This window comes from Acinetobacter sp. 789_lipA (genome assembly GCF_058242845.1).
Window position 1 is genome coordinate 650113 of sequence record NZ_JBZAYS010000001.1, and the last position, 17600, is coordinate 667712.

Genomic DNA, 17600 nt, shown 5'->3' on the forward strand with positions numbered 1-17600 from the left:
TGCATTACTCCGCCTTAAACTCAGGCCATGCATTTAAACAGTCCAACAACACCTGTGGCGACTGGAAGCACATTTCACGTTTTTCAATGTGCACCGCCACTTGCGAGGTATAGCCCTTGGTCAGCTTTCTGCCCGAAACTGCATCGAAAATCAGATATTCAATTTTCAGGCGGTTTTCCCATTCTTTTAAAATGGCACGCACGCGAATTTTTTGCTCAAACTCAATGCCTTGTACATAGCGGACATGACTTTCAATCACTGGCCATGCATAGCCCGAGTCGCGCATTTAGTTATAATTATAGTGAAATTGATCCAGCAGTTTGCAGCGCGCAATTTCAAAATATTTTAAATAATGCCCGTGCCACACCACATTCATGGTGTCAACATCATGAAAAGGCACTTCAATGATTACATCAGCATGCATGCTCATTTCCTATGAATATTGAACAGCAACGCTGTCTAACAGTTCTAAATGCTCAAAGCGATTAACCAATGCTTGAAGCTCTTGTTGCAAAGGACGATCTTCCACTACATAGGTGAAGCTCTGAAGCACCCAGTGTTGAAATGCGGTTAAAACAGGACTGAGTTCTGTATCTACACCTTTGAGTTTGACCGCCTGAACCGCTGCACAACTGAGTGCCGCAATCACTTGTTCGGTCAGAGTAATCACACGGCTGGCATCACGCGCAGCAATGGTGCCCATGCTGACTTTATCTTGATTATGACATTCGGTTGAGCGTGAGAAAATCGACGCAGCAAGCGTCTGTTTCAAAGCTTCTGCCGTCCATGCCGAAACCCCGATTTGCACCGCTTTAAAGCCATGATTCAGTGGTAAACGCTCAGCACTTGAACCGGTTAAATTGCGTGGCAAGCCATTGTTCATTTTATAATCAACCAACTGCGCCAATTGACGATCCATCAGGTCGGCAATATTCGCAATCATAATTTTCAGGCTGTCCATGGCTTGGGCAATATGTCCGCCATAGAAATGTCCACCATGCAGTACCCGCAGGTTCACAGGGTCAATCAATGGATTGTCATTGCTTGAGTTCAGCTCATTTTCAATAAACTGACGCAGCCACACTTTGGAGTCTTCAAACACCCCAATCACATGCGGTGCACAGCGTAGTGAATAACGGTCTTGCAGGCGTGAACTTTGGTGTTCGGTCTGCACTTCACTGTTTAACCAGTCACGTAACTGAGCTGCAATATGTTGCTGTCCCGGATGTGGTTTTTGTGCAAACAAGACTTCATCAAAATGGCTTGGATTCCCTTCTAAAGCCAATACATTCAATGCGGTGATCAAAGTACTGGCAAAAGAAATCTGTTCGGCTTTTTTATAATTCAGGCAAGCGATAGCAGTCATCACCGCTGTACCATTCATGAGAGCTAAGCCTTCTTTAGGACGCATCACCAAAGGCTGCACACCTTTTTCGGCATACACTTGCGCAATCGGCACGATCTGACCTTGATAGTACACATCGCGCTCACCAACCAAGGCCCCAGCGATATAAGACAAAGGCGTCAGATCCCCACTGGCACCAACCGAACCTTCCGAGGGAATCACAGGAATCACATCTTCATTCAACATCCAGACCAACCGCTGCAACAAGGCATGCGAGACACCCGAATAGCCACGTGCCAAAGAACATAAACGCACCACCACGACAGCACGTGCTGTAATTAGGTCTAAGTTTTGTCCCATGCCACAGCCATGAAAACGCGACAAATGCAGCGGCAACTCATGCACTTGGTGGGCTGGAATTTCAACCAAGCACGAGTCGCCATAACCCGTGGTCACGCCATAAATGACGCCTTCGTCTTGCAACAGCTGATCAAGGAAATCTGCGCCACGTTGAATCAATGCTGTCCATTCAGCAGAGGTAGGCAATGCCACCTGTTTCTCTTTACGCGCTACAGCCACAACATCTTCAATACTGAGCGGAACTTCCCCAACAATTAACACAAAACTTATCCTTTATTCCAAAAATTATAAAAATTAAACCATTGATAGGGCGCACGTATGCAATGCTGTTCCAACAGTTCCACATACTGTCGTGTGGTCTGTTGCATGGCTTGTAAACGCTCTTTCCGCGGCCAATTTAACTGCTCCGCGACTTGATGAATATGCACTTCAAAATGTGTATTGACTCTATAGCAAAACACTGCCAACACAGGAGCTTTCAATAAACTGGCCAAAATCCACGCACCTTGCGGCCACAGCGCTTGCTCGCCTAAAAAAGCAACCGATTGTACCCGATCTGACTGCACGGGTACGCGGTCTGCTGCCACAATCACCCATTCACCCTGTTCCAATTTATCCTGCAAAATCAGTGCTGTTTCGATTCCTAGCTCATCCACCGAAACCAAATTAACATCGGCATGTTCATTCAGTTTTTTTAAAAATGTATTGAACTTGGTGGCATGCTTTTGATAGACCAACACATTAATTTTCTGCGAATGCTCTGCTTTGATGGCACGTAACAATTCAATATTGCCAAAGTGTGACACCACAATCACCGCACCTTTTTGATAGTGCGAACGAAAGTGCGCATGACCATGTAGCTTTAAGTTCTGCTCAGGAATATGCCCGAGCCAGCCCTCAATTTTATCTAAAATACATTCGCCAAATTGCATCAAATGCGTATAGCTGTTCCACAGCTGTGGCTCAGTCTGAAATGGCGACTGTGCACCTGCAAAATGATGCAGTTTTTTTAAGTACAACAGGGAAGCCTGACGCGCAGTATTGGAAAAAAGCCAATACCATAAAATCACAAAGTATAAGATGACTCGGCACAGCCAGCGCCCACCTAAACGGTAGAAACCCAGCATCAGCATCAGCGGTAACATCCCACCCCGCTCTTTCACGGCGCTCCATTTCTGCATATGCTTCTCTGACCGCCTTAGCCTTTGACTTTCTGATAAATCAGCTTGGGGAACCGCAGCAGCATGCCACCCAATAAGCGACTATGCGCGCGTGCCATGCCCAAATTGTCACGCCAAACATCAAAATGTGAAATGCCGCCTTCAGGGTAAATCACATGCGTGGGCAGATTGATAAACGATACATTGTCCCATTTCAAACGCACCAAAATTTCCGAGTCAAAGCCCATCCGCGGTTGAAACTTGGCTGTATTTAAAATGTTCACCGTCTGCGCCAAAGGATAAATGCGGAAGCCACACATGCTGTCTTTAATGTCAAAAGACAGGCTGTTAATCCACACCCAAATATGGGTTGCATAACGGCCATAGAGACGTTTTTTTGGAACAGTCGCATCAAAGATCGGCTGACCAATAATCATGGCTTCGGGATGCTGGATAGAGGTGTCTAAAAAGCGTTGCACATCCTGCCAGTCATGTTGTCCATCAGCATCTAGTTGCAAGGCGTGGCTATAACCAGATTGAAAGGCATGCTTGAGACCTGTGATCACCGCCTGCCCCTTACCTTGATTGTGGGTATGTTCAACCAAATCGGCCCTTGGGTAGTCATGCGCGAGCTGATGTAACACCGCCGTACAATCGGCATCACTGCCATCATTCACCATAATAATCGGCAACTCAAAAGAGCTTAAATGTGATAATAACGCGGCCAAATAATGCGGATGGTTATACACAGGAATCACAAAGCAGTGTTTCATTTTTGTCTCTCGGCTTAAACGTCTACAGGCACAGCAAACAGCAAACGTCCTGATGCCAATATTTTGTCATGATTTTTCAGCTCAAAGCTGACCTTATGCGCTTTACGGCTAAGCAGCAGTTCCACCGCTTGATAGGGTTGAATCAATCCCTGAAATTTTAACTGCTCAAAACCATTACACCACAGTAAATCCGCCCAGTTTTGTTTGGCAAAATGTTGAATAAATCCAATTTGCCCTACGCCCGGATAAATCGGAAAGTTAGGGAAATGCCCTTTAAAACACTCCAGCTCTGGAATAAATTCCAAAGCATAACTGATCTGCGTATCCTGAGATTGCTGCATCAACACCACAGGCAAGATCATCGGTTGAAAGAGTGATTTTAAATACTGTTGATTCAACTTCGATTGTGCATTTTGTGGCATTTGCGTTAAGAACCGCCACTGCCGCGGAATCGCAATGCTTTCCAGTTTTTGTTGTAATTGTTTTTTCAGTTGTGCAGTAAAGGCGGCTTTACCCTTTTCGGTGAGCAGTACCCTTGCCTCCTCGGTCAGCACCGCTACCACCGTCAAAATCTGGCGCTGTTCTTTTTCATGAATTAAAACATGACACTGCTGTATTTCGACCAATTCAGCGATTTTCGCTTCAATCGCATCGAGACTTAACCGCTTTTCTTCAAGTTTGACAATGCGGTCCAAACGTCCCAATAGCTGAAATGGACTTTTGAGATTATCTGCATCCACGAGCCGCACTTTATCCCCTGTCAAAATCCAATCCGCGCTAAAGGCATGATCAGTTTTAACGGCTAACTCTTGCTGTTCGGCACACTCGATTTCGACATTGGCGAAGGGTGTCCATAGCGCATCATCTGCCTGACGGTGAGCGATCCCGCCTGTTTCAGAACTGCCAAACACTTCGGTAATCGGACGGTTCAGCAAAGGACGCACACCAGCATCCAACTTTCCACCAGAAGAATAGACCATATGACAGTCTTGCAATACCACATCTGTGGTCCAGCGCTTCAGCAAAGCGGGGCTGGAAATCACATAATTAGGTAACTGCACACAGGTGATTTTCTTTTGAACATCAACCACATCTTCAGGGAAAGCCAGTTGTTTTTGATAGAAACTGCGTCCACTGGCTAAGGGCCACAACAACTTAAACAACAAACCATAAATATGTTGATGGCTCACCGTGGCAATCGCAACCGCTTGCTCAGGCAAATCAAAACTGGCTTCTAAACCACAGACTTCATTGAACAGTTGTTGCAAAGTGCGCGGAATCTTTTTCGGCTGCCCAGTTGAGCCCGAAGTATAAAAATACAACTGCGCCTGATTGAAAAAGGCCGCATCAAATTGAAGCTCGAAGGTTGTCGTTACTGTTGACGGCAAACGTTTTAAAAAGTAAATCTGCTGTTCAGCCAATTCTTTTTCTAAGTCGCTGACCCGATGCGGCGGCAATAGCACTTGTTTACCTGCTTGCAAGGCTGCAAACAACAATACTAAAAACTCATAACTGTCTTCTTGCCAAAGCACCCATACCGGCTGTTCCAACTGCTGAATTTGCGCAGCCTGTTCAGCCACATCCAACCAAAAAGTGTGAAAGGACACAAAACTAGAGTCCGCCTGAATACACAAGGGACGTGATGAATGGAGATGGTGTTGAAAATGACAAGACATATAATTTGTTTTTAAAACCGTTTTTCTAATCGCGATAGTTCGAGGCCACTATTTCAGTTGCCCTGACGAAGATGCTGTTATTTCTGTGCCTGATGCAGTCGCTGCTGGCGTTTACGCAACACAAATTCACCCAGCAACAACCCACCCATCAAGACATAAGAGATCAAGCCGTTATACAGCACCCAAATCTTCATCGGTGCAAAGAAAACAGTGATCAGGGCAATGACCGCATTGATGCAGAAAAAACCACACCAAACTTTGGTCACTTGACGGGTCCATTCTACCCCTTCTTCGGGCAAATTAGGTTCTGCCAAACGTGCAAAACGTTCAATCATTGAAGGCGGTCGAATCAAGGTACTGGCAAAAATAAATAGTGCCCCGAGACTCATAAAGACAGGATAGAGTTTAAGCCACGCATGATCTTTTAAAATCAAACTCAGCCCGCCACATAAAATGGCAAAACCCGTCAATGGCCACAGCAAGGCATTGCCCTTACTCAATAAGCGCAGGATGCCTAGCACAATCAGTACAGCACTGACCCAGACATACTGTCCATGCGCCAAAGCATAAGCTACAAAAAAAGGATAGAGGATCAATCCGACCCCTGCTATCCCTTTTAAAATATTGTTCATGCAGCAGACATATTCTGAATCACGAGCACCACATCTTGTACGGTACGTACATTTTTAAAGTCGTCAGGATTGACTTGTTTGCCTGTCAGCTCTTTAATTTTTACGACCAAATCAATGGCATCAATACTGTCAACATCGAGGTCTGAAGCTAAGTTTGATTCTAACTGCACATCTTCAGGCGCAATTTCAAACAGCTCTTCCATCCACTCACGTAATTTTTCTAACACGGTTTCTTGTGCAAGCATAGCAACCTCTTATGCTGTTTTCTGTGCTTCAACCAAAGCCACTAAGCTTTGAATTGATTTAAAATGTTCTTTGGTTTCTGCAGACTCTGCATTTAGATGAATGCCATAGCGCTTTTTCAATGCCAAACCCAGTTCTAAAGCATCAATCGAGTCCAAACCCAGACCATCACCAAACAAAGGGGCGTCTGTATCAATGTCTTCAATACGGATGTCTTCAAGGGCGAGGACATCAATAATCATTTGCTTTAATTCATCAGCAAGATTGCTCATTTACGGATAACTCTTGGTTAAAAAACCATTGTAATTGTTGATTTAATTGACGCACATTTTTGGGATTGACCGTTACATCATCCAATACGTCTTCCACTCGGATCGCATCCAACACTTTCACATGGATATGAAAAGGCTGTTCTGGAATGTGATACCACTTTTCATTTTTGGTCAGGGTCGATGGCGTGCAGCTAATCAGCACAGGGCGGATCGGCACACCTGCACGCAGGGCAATATTGGCCGCACCACGCTGAAAGTCATTCAGCTGCTCACCTTTGGCTGTCCGTGTCCCTTCAGGAAAGATCAACAAGGACGCCGCATGATCCTGCTGTAATTTTTGTACGCAGTCCTGAATAAATTGTTCAGAACCTGCATTTAAAATATAGCCTGCGCTTTGCACAGGACCTTTGGTAAAAGGATTCGACCACAGTGCCTGCTTGACCACGCAGTTTGCTTGTTCCATTAAACCAATTAAAACCACCACGTCAATCAGTGTCGGATGATTGGCAATCACCAACTCTTGTTGACTGTGCTGTAGTTTGTCTAAACCTTCAACCGTATAGGTCATAATGCCCAGTTTCACCATCATTTCGGTAAAACCTTTAAAACTGTGTTTAATCACCTTTTGAGTACGCTGCTTTCGCAGCTCAGGGTCTGCTGAACTCAGCTTGACCAAGGGTGCAATCAAACCACCAATCGCCACGCCGCCTAAGCCAAAGCTGGCAAAACTAAACCCTGTCGCTCCAACACGCCAGACATAGTTTGCTTTCTGCTTGATTCGGTTTAAGTTCAGCATTTCGTCCACGCTTCAGATTCAGTTTGCTCAGGATTATTCCAAAATGCGTTAAATGCCAAAGCCTGCTGATAGGCTGGCGTTGCATCCGTATGCTTTGGCGTCAACATCAAGTTGGCAGGCGCTAATGAAATCATCGTGGCCATCGCAAAAGCAGCAAATGGCTGATGCTCGGCATAAATGTCTGGCAAGGCTTCATCATAATACACCAGCAAAACCTGACGAGCTTCTGGCCTTGTTTTTAGCCACGCATAGGCTTCAATCAGTCCATCATTCCACGAACCCGCCAAACTGGTCGCAGGTGTCGCATCCTGACATAAAATAGAATATAAGCCCGAAATTGCATTATGTACTGAGGTTGAAAATTGAGTCGGTGAAGGGGTTTGCTCGCGTAACACATCTTCTAAAATATTCAGTGTTTTTGCTTCATCGCCATATTGCGACACCCAAACAATATAATCGACCTTGCGGGTGGCTAAAGTCTGCATTGCGCTATTCAAAGCCAGCTTTGCCAGACGCGATAAGCGTCGGCGTTGCATCGCAGGAATGTGTTCTATAGCTGATAATTCTTGATCAACCAAGCTCATATTCAAGCGGGATACGTGGAGTTGCATCATCATGATCAGTGTTTAAAAGTTGATAAATTATCAGGCGCGCAATTATAGCACTGAGCCACATTTTTCACAAAAAATAACAAGCGCTGATATGTTCAAAAAAGGAGGATACAGCAACACTGATCCTCCTCCATAAAATAAGAGTGACTAGAGGTAATATTGCGTTCTTTTTTTGGCAAATTTATCCAATTGTTTTAAAAAGCCTTCGAAATAATCTTTCTCTTTTTCCTCAGTGCGATAGCCTGCATAAAGAGTCCTACGCAAACCTTCAGGCGCTACGCAGTCCAAACGACGCGAAGTCACCCAACCCTTTTGTTCATATTCGTTCACCACCCAATCGGGTAATGCCCCTATACCACGCCCACTGGCTACCAGCTGAATCAGCATTTGGGTGAGGTCGGTGGTGCGGATCTGTTTCGGCAGAATATTGGCCGGAATAAACAGACGCGACATAATATCTAAACGGTGCTTATCTACTGGATAAGTCACCAAGGTTTCTTCTGCAAGTTCTTGCACGGTAATATCTTTGGCACGAACCAAAGGATGGGTGTTGGATAAAACCAAACGCGATTCGTACTCAAAAATCGGGAAATATTCCACCCCTTTTAACGCAATCGGGTCGGCCGTAATTAATAAATCAAATTCACCTGTCTGCAATAACTCATGCGGATTGGCCTCAAAACCTGAAGCGAAGTCCAGATCAACATCTGGATACTGTTGGCGATATTGATTTAACAACGGCATTAACCAATCGAAACAGCTATGACACTCGGAGGAAAAAGTAATTCGTCCAGTTTGACCATGCACAATACGGGTGATGTCGCTTTGTGCAATTTGTACCTGCGGCAATACTTCATCCGCTAGTTTTAATAAACGCTGTCCAATATTAGAAAAGCTAACTGGACGGCTACGACGGTTCACCACCTCTACCCCAAACCATTGGTCTAACTCACGCAACTGGTGTGATAAAGCAGAAGGCGTTAAGCATAGGTCTCCCGCAGCAGCCACCAATGAGCCATGCTCTCTTAAAGCGGTTAAGGTTTTTAAATGGCGGAGTTCTAACATCTGGCACAGCCCAATTTTTTAATCTTGATGAATACGGTATAGCTTAACCTATAAAAGCCACATTTGATTATTTTTTCTCATCTTAATTTCTACTTAATTAGTTTATTTCACTTTAATATTTATGATCCACAACGAAAATATTCGCCCAATTTACAGAAAATGAAAAATTTAAGCATTTAAATTCATAATCTTCATGATCCGTGCATGAGCGCTAATCGAAGTAAGGCTTTCTTTTATAACTGTGGATGACTTTTAAGACTATCTCTTGGTCATGCCTAGGTTGAAGCGTGATCCCTTCAGTTTTTGAGAGGTACAACGACCGAATCCAGCCCACCAACGGTCCTATTTAACTCGTGGCTATGCATCGAACTCTTGTGATATCTCTACTTTGATATAGCGAAATCATTTGACAGCAAGCAGCATGCTCTTGTACCTGAGTTAAATTCAGCTCAAATATTGAGAACTGATGATTCTGATCTTCTATCCAAATTGAGCAAGCTAAAGCGCTGAAAAAGCATACCGTGCTGACAGCAGAACTTCTCACCACCCTAGTCTTCGGGCTTTTTTATGTTCCACGTGAAGCATTATGTAAATATCGAATCAAAGTCACTTGTCTCTCAAACTGGTGAGAAGCCAAACAGAACATGTAAAAACAAAAAAGCTTCCAAAATAGGAAGCTTTTTTTAAATCTTAGATTTAACCATCAATGGTGAGCTTTAAAATCTCAGCTTTGGTATAACCCCGTTCTTTTAAAAGATGTTGAATGGCTTTTTTCTCATCTTGATCTTCAAGGAATTTACAGCGTTGGATCAAACGCATATCGGTCTCATACTGAAAGTTATGACGACACTCCAATTCCTTATTGGAAGGCGTAGTAAAAAAATGAAGCACAGCTAGATACTCTCTTTCATGCTGTTGAAGTGGCCCGCCTTCAACGAATACCTATCTAACACAACTGTTAAACACCCTTTGTGTAAATGATGACGAATCTCGCTCCATTATGCAAGTTTGGGCCTCTCAAATGTTCTCTCTCTACTCATCTACAGCGCTCAATACAGGTCTTATTCATCGGCCAAAGTCGATTTTAATCATGAAAATTCATCAGCTCATCCTGAGAATTCTTCATCTAATCGCCGTTGATCCACTCGTTAGACGTTTTAAACTGTCTGGTTTAAATAGATAAAAACCATTCAATATGTCGAAGCTCGAACGTCAGAAACTTAGCCTCCCCACAGGTCATGACAAACTGCTCTTGCATTCCTGCTGTGCGCCTTGCTCAGGTGAAGTCATGGAAACCCTGATTGAATCAGGTATCGATTTTTCTATCTTTTTCTATAACCCCAACATTCATCCTGTAAAGGAATATCTGATTCGCAAAGAAGAAAATATTCGCTTTGCAGAAAAACATCACATTCCATTTATTGACTGTGATTACGACACAGACAACTGGTTTGCACGCGCTAAAGGTATGGAAAATGAGCCAGAGAAAGGGATCCGTTGCACCATGTGTTTTGATATGCGGTTTGAACGGACAGCGTTATATGCGGCAGAACATGGCTTTAGTCTAATCAGCAGCTCTCTCGGTATTTCCCGTTGGAAGAATATGCAACAGATCAATGAGTGCGGCCACCGTTCTGCTTCACATTATGCAGGCATTCACTACTGGGACTACAACTGGCGCAAGCATGGCGGTGCGGTACGCATGCTGGACATCAGCAAACGTGAAGAGTTTTATCAACAAGAGTACTGCGGCTGTGTGTATTCACTGCGGGATAGCAACCGTTGGCGCATGAGTCAAGGCCGTGAACGGATCAAACTCGGACAAAAGTTCTATTCCAATGCCATGGATCAGGACAGCTGATTTCAGCCAGTAGACTCCACATACCAATTTTTCCAAGAGCTGGTTCCACGCACCGCAATCGACACGGTCGGAATCAGCTTTTCTTTTAAGATCTTGGTTTGTCCAACGGCTTTGGCTAAGCGTGCTTTGACTGAGTGAATGCATTCACGGTCACCAAATTCACAGCGGTCTAAGCTGGTTCCACCACAGGGCCCATTGGCCAAGCCTTTGGGGCAAGTTTCTGGGCAAATATACAGAGTCTCGCCTAAACGGCATTGACCGCAACTTTCACAGCCCACCACTGCATGTTTACTCAAATGTTCTGTTTTCAGTAGTACTTGATTGGCACGCGAGCGATCCCAAACATTGAAATTGAAAATAAACCGCCCCACGCCTTTGGCCAGTTTAGATTCAAATAAAGCATCGTGCATCAGATGCAGATGTTGGTACTTAATAATCTGACTTGAGGTCGCAGGTCGCGAATAACAATCCAGCTTCGGATGAAACTCTGTGCCTGTTTGCACCTGCCAAAGCGTATTCCAAAGTCGTTCACACTCAGCAAAACTCAAATGCCGATATTCTTCAATATAACGCTCCAGTAAGCTTTGTTCTTCAGGCTGATGGCAAGCCGATAAATGCACCCCCGCAAAACCCAAATGTCGACACATTAGAATCTGTAATGCGCAGCGCACATAAACGCGATCACTTAAACCCTGTTCTTTTTCCTGTTGCAATACCTGCAACATATGCGGGGTGATCACTATACCCGCCACTTTATGCTTCAGCATAAACTTAGCCCGTGCCAAGGTCAGTGGCATGACGCAGGCTAAAATTTTCTGAGCATACTGATGCTGCACCAAAAATGCATGTGCATCTTGCAAAGCAGTCATGTCATAGCCCAATTGGGTAATCACATAATCAGCCCCTGCTTTCATCTTTTTATGCAGTTTCAGATATTGCGCCTCTTTTTCCGCTTCCGCATATTTAAACGGATTAAACGCCACACCAATATGAAAACCGCCTTGGCGTTTGGCTTCCATGACAGCATTCACCGACTCCAAATAACGTGTTCGTGGCTTTAGGTCATGGCTATAGTGGTGCTGTTTTAATTTATCGCCTGTTAAAAGCAACAGGTTCTTTTGACCCTGTGTTTTTGCATCTTTCAAAAACTGCTCAAAGTCTTGTATATCACGCGCTTTCCCCGAAAAGTGAATGACTTTCTCAATCTCTTGTGGATACTGTTTGGCGACTTGCAAAGGCGCTTCATCGTCATCTGCATGCACCCGATCGGCCAGCGTCATAGCCGCAGGAAAGCCTGCAAATTGAGTTTTCACAGACCACTGGGCTTGGTGTGCGCTTAAGTATTCAACCAATACGCAAAATTGTTGCTGTGCAAAATATTGAGCAAGTAAGGACATCACAGAAGAAATAATCCAGAGGATTAAAAAAGAAGAATTATATCAAAAAATCAAAAATAGATGACGAATCGTCTGGTTGTTCGCTACGGCATATTCAATATATTTTTGGACCACCCCCTACCCCATGAGTGAACTCAAATATCCACCCCGGTCTGATTCATTAGTTGCAGTACCCTGCTAAAACTGAACCTGATGGTCAAATTCAAAAAAGAACGACTTTACCGCTCAACCATAAGCCATCAATAGTGCAACATTTGTCTAGACCCCTTATTTACTGCGCCGATTGACTTATTTTCGATAAGATTGTTCTTTTTTATGCTTTTCAATCGCTTAAAGACTAAGCATATTTCAGCTTTTTAAAATAAAGGCATCTTTTCAAGCTGGGACTGACTGTGTATAACAATGGACGACTCAAGGAAATGATTCGCACATAGGCAAAAGCCTGAAAAAAGCTTAAACTATGTGCCAATGAAAACAAATGATATGTCGTCCATGGCGACAACGATGAAGGTGAAGGTTGATGCCGCTCAATACCGTTGAAGAGCTAGTTGCAGATATCCGTGCAGGTAAAATGGTCATCCTGATGGATGACGAAGATCGTGAGAATGAAGGTGATTTAGTTATCGCAGCGACCCATGTTCGCGCAGAAGACATCAACTTTATGATCACCCACGCACGTGGTTTGGTGTGTTTAACGCTCAGCCGTGATCGCTGTAAACAATTGAATCTTCCATTGATGGTCGATGCCAATGGCGCACAACATGGCACCAACTTCACGCTTTCCATTGAAGCGGCTGAAGGTATTTCTACAGGAATTTCACCTGCAGAACGTGCGCATACCATTCAAACGGCAGTAGCGGCACATGCCAAACCATCAGATATCGTTCAACCAGGACATATTTTCCCATTGATGGCTCAGCCTGGTGGCGTTCTACACCGCGCAGGTCATACCGAAGCAGGTTGTGATTTATCTCGCCTAGCAGGTCTAGAGCCTGCATCGGTCATCTGTGAAATCATCAATGAAGATGGCACGATGGCGCGTCGTGCCGATCTTGAAATTTTTGCTGAAAAGCATGGTTTAAAAATTGGCACCATCGCGGATCTGATTCACTACCGTATGACCAACGAGCAAACGGTTGAACGGATTGATCAGCAAAGCATTGATACCGAATATGGCACGTTTGACTTATACCGTTACCGCGAATTAGGTAATCCAGATATACACTTGGCTTTGGTGAAAGGTGAACCAAAAGAAGGGGTAACCACCGTTCGTGTCCATGGTTTCAACCCTGTTCGTGACCTGCTCAAGCTCAACAAAAAAGACGGCGAGCCCGCATGGAATCTCGACAAAGCGCTGCAAGAAATCGCAAGCAGCGATCGGGGTGTTTTAGTCTGGATTGGTCAGCGTCATTTACAAGACTTAGGCCCAGCCTTAGACAGCCTTACAGCACCAAAAACAACCAAATCCAATGCTGCTTTATCTCAGCAGTACCAAACCATTGGGGTGGGCGCACAAATTTTACGTGATTTAGGCGTAGAAAAGATGAAGCTTTTGAGCTCACCTTTACGCTTTAATGCACTCTCTGGGTTTAATTTAGAAGTGGTGGAATATATCACCGCACATCAAACAACTTAAAAAATCATCGAGGTTGCTATGGCAATTCGCCGTATTGAAGGTATGTTACATCTCGCTAGCGAAGGCCGTTATGCGATTTTAGTGGGTCGTTTTAATAGTTTTGTTGTCGAACATCTATTAGAAGGTGCAATTGATACATTGAAACGTCATGGTGTATCAGAGGATAATATCACTGTTGTTCATGCACCAGGCGCGTGGGAACTTCCAGTCGTGGCTAAAAAATTAGTGGCGTCTAAACGCTTCGATGCCATCATTGCACTGGGTGCTGTGATTCGTGGTAGCACACCGCACTTCGACTTTGTTGCAGGTGAATGTGCCAAAGGTTTAGGCGTGGTTGGCCTAGAATCTGGTCTTCCAGTGATTAATGGTGTATTGACTACGGATAGTATTGAACAAGCGATTGAACGCTCGGGTACAAAAGCAGGTAATAAAGGCGGCGAAGCTGCTCTTACTGCAATTGAAATGGTTAACTTGTTAAAGGCTATTTAACGCTATGTCGCAAACATTGCAAGCAACTTATGCAGCAAAACGTAAAGCACGTCGCTTTGCTGTACAAGGAATTTACGAATGGCAAATGAGCCACAATCCAGTCCATGAGATTGAAGCACGTACGCGTGTGGAAAATGCCATGCACAAAGTGGATCTGAGCTATTATCATGAATTGTTAACCCAAGTGGTTGCCAATCATGAAGCATTGGATGCGCTCTTAATCCCTGTGCTTGATCGCGAAGTTTCTGCGCTTGACGGCGTTGAACTTGCGACCCTCCGTTTAGGCGCATATGAACTCAAGGAACACCTTGAAATTCCATATCGCGTGGTTTTAGATGAGGCGATCGAGCTTGCTAAGCATTTTGGCGGTGCCGACAGCCATAAATACATCAATGGTGTATTAGATCGTTTAGCGACGACTTTACGTGCAGCAGAAAAGCAACAAGCGAACTCACAGTTGTAGATTTGTTGTATGGCTGAGTTTTCGATCATTGAAACCTATTTTAATCGTAAGAGTCTTCATTCTGTCGATTTAGGCGTCGGTGACGACTCAGCCTTGCTCACCCCACCACCACAGCAACAACTGGTCATTTGCGCCGATACTCTGGTTGCTGGACGTCACTTCCCGCTTGATACCAACCCCCATGCGATTGGCTGGAAATCTGTCGCGGTCAATTTATCTGATATCGCCGCAATGGGCGCGAAACCTCAGAGTATTTTACTGGCCTTGAGCTTACCCCAAATTGATCATGACTGGCTCAAAGGCTTTAGTCAGGGTTTATATGATTGCTGTGATCAATTTGGCGTGAGTTTAATTGGTGGAGACACCACCCAAAGCCCACATCTCACTATTTCCGTGACTGCACTAGGCTGGGTCGATATCGATCAAGCCATCACTCGCTCTGCCGCTCAAGTGGGTGATTTGATTTGTGTCAGTGGTACGGTCGGCGATGCTGCTTTTGCCCTGCAACACTTGGGGCACCCTCTCCAACACCGTTTGGACTACCCTACCCCACGCTGTGAACTGGGGCAAGCACTCAAAGGCTTAGCGCACAGTATGATTGATGTGTCAGATGGCTTAGCACAAGACTTAAGTCATATTTTAAAAGCATCCCATGTGGGCGCGACCCTACAGCTTGATCAATTGCCCATCAACACCACGCTACAAGATTTAACACGAGAACAACAATGGCAATATGCTTTGGCGGGTGGCGATGACTATGAATTATGCTTTACAATAAGCCCGCAGAATTATGAAAAACTTTTGCAACAACAAAACCATAGCAGCATCAGTGTCATTGGAAAAATTGATGCCGAAAGTGGTCTGCGTTTTCAACAAAATGGCTTAGACCATTCCTTGCAATTTAATGGATATCAACACTTTGCATAAGCCCCCTATCCTCTTTCGTCAGATGTCTTGGTATGACCGTTTCATCGTGTTTTGCGGTGTAGGGTTTGGCTCAGGGTTAGCACCCAAAGCACCGGGTACCTTTGGTTCTGCCTTCGCGCTGCTGTTCGTCCCGATTTGGCTTGCAATTGGCTTATCGAACACCATTATTGCCATCATCCTCATGTCTCTGATTGGCATTTATATCTGTGGGCATACCGCCAAAGTGATGGGCGTACATGATGATGGGCGTATTGTATGGGATGAGTTTGCTGGCCAGTCCATCACCTTTTTACCTGTCCTGTATTTAGGGCAAATGAATTGGCTCTGGCTACTGCTGGGTTTTGTTTTATTTCGTATTTTTGATGTGTGGAAACCTTGGCCAATTCGCGTCATTGACCAAAAAGTCGAGGGTGGTTTTGGCATTATGCTCGATGACCTGATTGCAGGGCTATGGGCTGCGCTTTGTATTTGGATTTATTTTTATTTCACTGTGGCTTAGGCCATTTTTAGGATTAGAACATGTCAACGACTGTTATTATTCTTGCTGCAGGTAAAGGAACACGTATGCGTTCTTCTTTACCCAAAGTATTACAACCACTTGCAGGACGTCCTTTACTTGGTCATGTCATCGACACTGCAAAAAAATTAAATGCAGCCAATATTATTACAATTTATGGGCATGGCGGTGCACGAGTTCAAGAAACGTTTACTCATGAAAAGATTGAATGGGTGGAACAAGCAGAGCAACTCGGAACAGGTCATGCGGTGCAAATGACACTCCCTGTCCTTCCACAGGAAGGTAGCTCACTGATTTTATCAGGTGATGTGCCTTGCATCTCTCAAAACACGCTACAAAAATTACTCAATGCAACTGCCGAGACAAGCATTGGCTTAGTGACTTTAACTTTAGCCGATGCAACAGGTTATGGGCGTATTGTACGTGAGAATGGTCAAATTCAAGCGATTGTTGAACATAAGGATGCGACCACAGAGCAGCATCAGATTAAAGAAATTAATACGGGTATTTACTGTGTCAGCAATGCCAAATTGCACGAATGGTTACCTAAACTCAGCAATAACAATGCACAAGGTGAATATTACCTGACTGATATTGTAGCAATGGCCTTAGCTGATGGGATGCAAGTCGCATCGGTTGAGCCTGAACAAGCCTTCGAAGTTGAAGGAGTGAATGATCGTATTCAGCTCGCCGCATTAGAACGCCAATTCCAAACCGATCAAGCCAAAAAGTTGATGCAGCAGGGTGTTCATCTGATTGACCCAAGTCGCTTTGACCTTCGTGGAAATTTAACCGTTGGGCAAGACGTACGCATCGACATCAATGTGATTATTGAAGGCGAATGTGAATTTGGCGACCATGTAGAAATTGGTGCAGGTTGTATCATCAAAAACACCAAGATCGCAGCAGGTACAAAAGTTCAGCCGTATAGCCTCTTTGATAATGCTATGGTCGGCGAAGATGCGCAGATTGGTCCTTTTGCTCGTTTACGACCAGGTGCAAAACTGGCTGCTGAAGTGCATATTGGTAACTTCGTTGAAGTCAAAAACACCAGCGTTGGCTTCGGTTCAAAAGCCAACCACTTTACCTATTTAGGTGATGCTGAAATTGGTGCAGGCTCGAACATTGGTGCTGGGACTATTACCTGTAATTATGATGGTGCAAATAAATTTAAAACCATCATTGGTGATGCTGCATTTATTGGCTCCAACAGCTCATTGGTTGCACCTGTCACCATTGGCAATGGCGCAACTGTCGGGGCTGGCTCAACCATCACCCGTGATGTTGCAGAGAATAGTTTAGCGGTAGAACGCTCTAAGCAAGTTGCAAAAGAAAACTATCAACGTCCACAAAAGATGAAGAAATAAGAGGATTAGA

Annotated in this window: 19 protein-coding genes and 1 pseudogene; 7 read left to right on the top strand and 13 right to left on the bottom strand. The window is 44.5% G+C overall.

Annotated elements, in window-relative coordinates:
- Nucleotides 1–4: 4 nt before the first annotated feature.
- From AC4CUZ_RS03055 to AC4CUZ_RS03110, 12 genes and pseudogenes are all read right to left on the bottom strand, one after another.
- Nucleotides 5–424: pseudogene (locus AC4CUZ_RS03055) on the bottom strand (acyl-CoA thioesterase).
- A 9-nt stretch (nt 425–433) separates the two neighbouring features.
- Entirely contained in the window at nt 434–1966 is a 1533-nt protein-coding gene (locus AC4CUZ_RS03060) for an HAL/PAL/TAL family ammonia-lyase (protein ID WP_201707032.1), read from the bottom strand.
- Between the two features lie 5 nt (nt 1967–1971).
- On the bottom strand, nt 1972–2886 hold the full coding sequence (locus AC4CUZ_RS03065; RefSeq protein ID WP_490747198.1) for a lysophospholipid acyltransferase family protein: 915 nt from the start codon (nt 2884–2886) through the stop codon (nt 1972–1974).
- Between the two features lie 17 nt (nt 2887–2903).
- Complete coding sequence (locus tag AC4CUZ_RS03070) at nt 2904–3638, bottom strand: glycosyltransferase family 2 protein (RefSeq protein WP_490747199.1); 735 nt, start codon at nt 3636–3638, stop codon at nt 2904–2906.
- A 14-nt stretch (nt 3639–3652) separates the two neighbouring features.
- Nucleotides 3653–5314, bottom strand: a complete 1662-nt coding sequence (locus tag AC4CUZ_RS03075) for an ApeI family dehydratase (RefSeq protein WP_490747200.1) — start codon at nt 5312–5314, stop codon at nt 3653–3655.
- Between the two features lie 77 nt (nt 5315–5391).
- Nucleotides 5392–5946: a COG4648 family protein gene (locus AC4CUZ_RS03080; RefSeq protein ID WP_490747201.1), complete on the bottom strand. Its 555-nt coding sequence runs from the start codon at nt 5944–5946 to the stop codon at nt 5392–5394.
- Nucleotides 5943–6191, bottom strand: coding sequence for an acyl carrier protein (locus AC4CUZ_RS03085; protein WP_419380898.1), 249 nt, complete (start codon nt 6189–6191; stop codon nt 5943–5945). Before AC4CUZ_RS03085 ends, AC4CUZ_RS03080 begins: the two co-directional genes overlap by 4 nt.
- A gap of 9 nt (nt 6192–6200) precedes the next feature.
- On the bottom strand, nt 6201–6461 hold the full coding sequence (locus tag AC4CUZ_RS03090; RefSeq protein ID WP_005012584.1) for a phosphopantetheine-binding protein: 261 nt from the start codon (nt 6459–6461) through the stop codon (nt 6201–6203).
- Nucleotides 6445–7257 carry a lysophospholipid acyltransferase family protein gene (locus tag AC4CUZ_RS03095; RefSeq protein ID WP_419380899.1) on the bottom strand — a complete coding sequence of 271 codons (813 nt, stop codon included), beginning with the start codon at nt 7255–7257 and terminating at the stop codon, nt 6445–6447. Before AC4CUZ_RS03095 ends, AC4CUZ_RS03090 begins: the two co-directional genes overlap by 17 nt.
- Nucleotides 7251–7871, bottom strand: a complete 621-nt coding sequence (locus tag AC4CUZ_RS03100) for a beta-ketoacyl synthase chain length factor (protein ID WP_419380931.1) — start codon at nt 7869–7871, stop codon at nt 7251–7253. The genes AC4CUZ_RS03095 and AC4CUZ_RS03100 overlap by 7 nt, the downstream gene beginning before the upstream one ends.
- 144 nt (nt 7872–8015) lie before the next feature.
- Nucleotides 8016–8933, bottom strand: coding sequence for a LysR family transcriptional regulator (locus AC4CUZ_RS03105; protein ID WP_078389415.1), 918 nt, complete (start codon nt 8931–8933; stop codon nt 8016–8018).
- Between the two features lie 696 nt (nt 8934–9629).
- Nucleotides 9630–9752 (bottom strand): hypothetical protein, encoded by a 123-nt coding sequence (locus AC4CUZ_RS03110; RefSeq protein WP_004684300.1) that lies wholly within the window; start codon nt 9750–9752, stop codon nt 9630–9632.
- Nucleotides 9753–10128: 376 nt separating this feature from the next.
- On the opposite strand from AC4CUZ_RS03110, the gene AC4CUZ_RS03115 reads away from it, so the two are divergent.
- Nucleotides 10129–10794, top strand: a complete 666-nt coding sequence (locus AC4CUZ_RS03115) for an epoxyqueuosine reductase QueH (RefSeq protein WP_010325597.1) — start codon at nt 10129–10131, stop codon at nt 10792–10794.
- 2 nt (nt 10795–10796) lie between these two features.
- On the opposite strand, the gene AC4CUZ_RS03120 is transcribed toward AC4CUZ_RS03115, so the two are convergent.
- Nucleotides 10797–12191 (bottom strand): methylenetetrahydrofolate reductase C-terminal domain-containing protein, encoded by a 1395-nt coding sequence (locus tag AC4CUZ_RS03120; RefSeq protein WP_419380900.1) that lies wholly within the window; start codon nt 12189–12191, stop codon nt 10797–10799.
- Between the two features lie 520 nt (nt 12192–12711).
- Between AC4CUZ_RS03120 and ribBA the strand changes: the two genes are divergently transcribed.
- From ribBA to glmU, 6 genes are read left to right on the top strand one after another with little or no spacing between them, the layout of a single operon-like run.
- Complete coding sequence (gene ribBA / locus AC4CUZ_RS03125) at nt 12712–13827, top strand: bifunctional 3,4-dihydroxy-2-butanone-4-phosphate synthase/GTP cyclohydrolase II (protein ID WP_178895906.1); 1116 nt, start codon at nt 12712–12714, stop codon at nt 13825–13827.
- 18 nt (nt 13828–13845) lie between these two features.
- Complete coding sequence (ribH, locus tag AC4CUZ_RS03130; protein ID WP_419380902.1) at nt 13846–14316, top strand: 6,7-dimethyl-8-ribityllumazine synthase; 471 nt, start codon at nt 13846–13848, stop codon at nt 14314–14316.
- A gap of 4 nt (nt 14317–14320) precedes the next feature.
- The gene (gene nusB, locus AC4CUZ_RS03135; protein ID WP_005401642.1) at nt 14321–14779 is read left to right on the top strand and encodes a transcription antitermination factor NusB; all 459 of its coding nucleotides are present in this window, start codon (nt 14321–14323) and stop codon (nt 14777–14779) included.
- Nucleotides 14780–14788: 9 nt separating this feature from the next.
- Nucleotides 14789–15706, top strand: a complete 918-nt coding sequence (gene thiL, locus AC4CUZ_RS03140) for a thiamine-phosphate kinase (RefSeq protein ID WP_419380903.1) — start codon at nt 14789–14791, stop codon at nt 15704–15706.
- A complete protein-coding gene (locus AC4CUZ_RS03145) occupies nt 15684–16205 on the top strand; it encodes a phosphatidylglycerophosphatase A family protein (protein WP_201707024.1) in 522 nt (173 codons plus the stop codon). Before thiL ends, AC4CUZ_RS03145 begins: the two co-directional genes overlap by 23 nt.
- Before the next feature lie 20 nt (nt 16206–16225).
- Nucleotides 16226–17590 (top strand): bifunctional UDP-N-acetylglucosamine diphosphorylase/glucosamine-1-phosphate N-acetyltransferase GlmU, encoded by a 1365-nt coding sequence (gene glmU / locus AC4CUZ_RS03150; RefSeq protein WP_419380904.1) that lies wholly within the window; start codon nt 16226–16228, stop codon nt 17588–17590.
- Nucleotides 17591–17600 lie beyond the last annotated feature (10 nt).

Excerpts from the sequence above, each read along its gene's own strand:
- AC4CUZ_RS03065 (WP_490747198.1), bottom strand. The coding sequence starts at position 2,886 with ATGCAGAAATGGAGCGCCGTGAAAGAGCGGGGTGGGATGTTACCGCTG.
- AC4CUZ_RS03070 (WP_490747199.1), bottom strand. The coding sequence starts at position 3,638 with ATGAAACACTGCTTTGTGATTCCTGTGTATAACCATCCGCATTATTTG.
- AC4CUZ_RS03075 (WP_490747200.1), bottom strand. The coding sequence starts at position 5,314 with ATGTCTTGTCATTTTCAACACCATCTCCATTCATCACGTCCCTTGTGT.
- AC4CUZ_RS03080 (WP_490747201.1), bottom strand. The coding sequence starts at position 5,946 with ATGAACAATATTTTAAAAGGGATAGCAGGGGTCGGATTGATCCTCTAT.
- AC4CUZ_RS03085 (WP_419380898.1), bottom strand. The coding sequence starts at position 6,191 with ATGCTTGCACAAGAAACCGTGTTAGAAAAATTACGTGAGTGGATGGAA.
- AC4CUZ_RS03090 (WP_005012584.1), bottom strand. The coding sequence starts at position 6,461 with ATGAGCAATCTTGCTGATGAATTAAAGCAAATGATTATTGATGTCCTC.
- AC4CUZ_RS03095 (WP_419380899.1), bottom strand. The coding sequence starts at position 7,257 with ATGCTGAACTTAAACCGAATCAAGCAGAAAGCAAACTATGTCTGGCGT.
- AC4CUZ_RS03100 (WP_419380931.1), bottom strand. The coding sequence starts at position 7,871 with ATGATGCAACTCCACGTATCCCGCTTGAATATGAGCTTGGTTGATCAA.
- AC4CUZ_RS03105 (WP_078389415.1), bottom strand. The coding sequence starts at position 8,933 with ATGTTAGAACTCCGCCATTTAAAAACCTTAACCGCTTTAAGAGAGCAT.
- AC4CUZ_RS03110 (WP_004684300.1), bottom strand. The coding sequence starts at position 9,752 with ATGCGTTTGATCCAACGCTGTAAATTCCTTGAAGATCAAGATGAGAAA.
- AC4CUZ_RS03115 (WP_010325597.1), top strand. The coding sequence starts at position 10,129 with ATGTCGAAGCTCGAACGTCAGAAACTTAGCCTCCCCACAGGTCATGAC.
- AC4CUZ_RS03120 (WP_419380900.1), bottom strand. The coding sequence starts at position 12,191 with ATGTCCTTACTTGCTCAATATTTTGCACAGCAACAATTTTGCGTATTG.
- ribBA (WP_178895906.1), top strand. The coding sequence starts at position 12,712 with ATGCCGCTCAATACCGTTGAAGAGCTAGTTGCAGATATCCGTGCAGGT.
- ribH (WP_419380902.1), top strand. The coding sequence starts at position 13,846 with ATGGCAATTCGCCGTATTGAAGGTATGTTACATCTCGCTAGCGAAGGC.
- nusB (WP_005401642.1), top strand. The coding sequence starts at position 14,321 with ATGTCGCAAACATTGCAAGCAACTTATGCAGCAAAACGTAAAGCACGT.
- thiL (WP_419380903.1), top strand. The coding sequence starts at position 14,789 with ATGGCTGAGTTTTCGATCATTGAAACCTATTTTAATCGTAAGAGTCTT.
- AC4CUZ_RS03145 (WP_201707024.1), top strand. The coding sequence starts at position 15,684 with ATGGATATCAACACTTTGCATAAGCCCCCTATCCTCTTTCGTCAGATG.
- glmU (WP_419380904.1), top strand. The coding sequence starts at position 16,226 with ATGTCAACGACTGTTATTATTCTTGCTGCAGGTAAAGGAACACGTATG.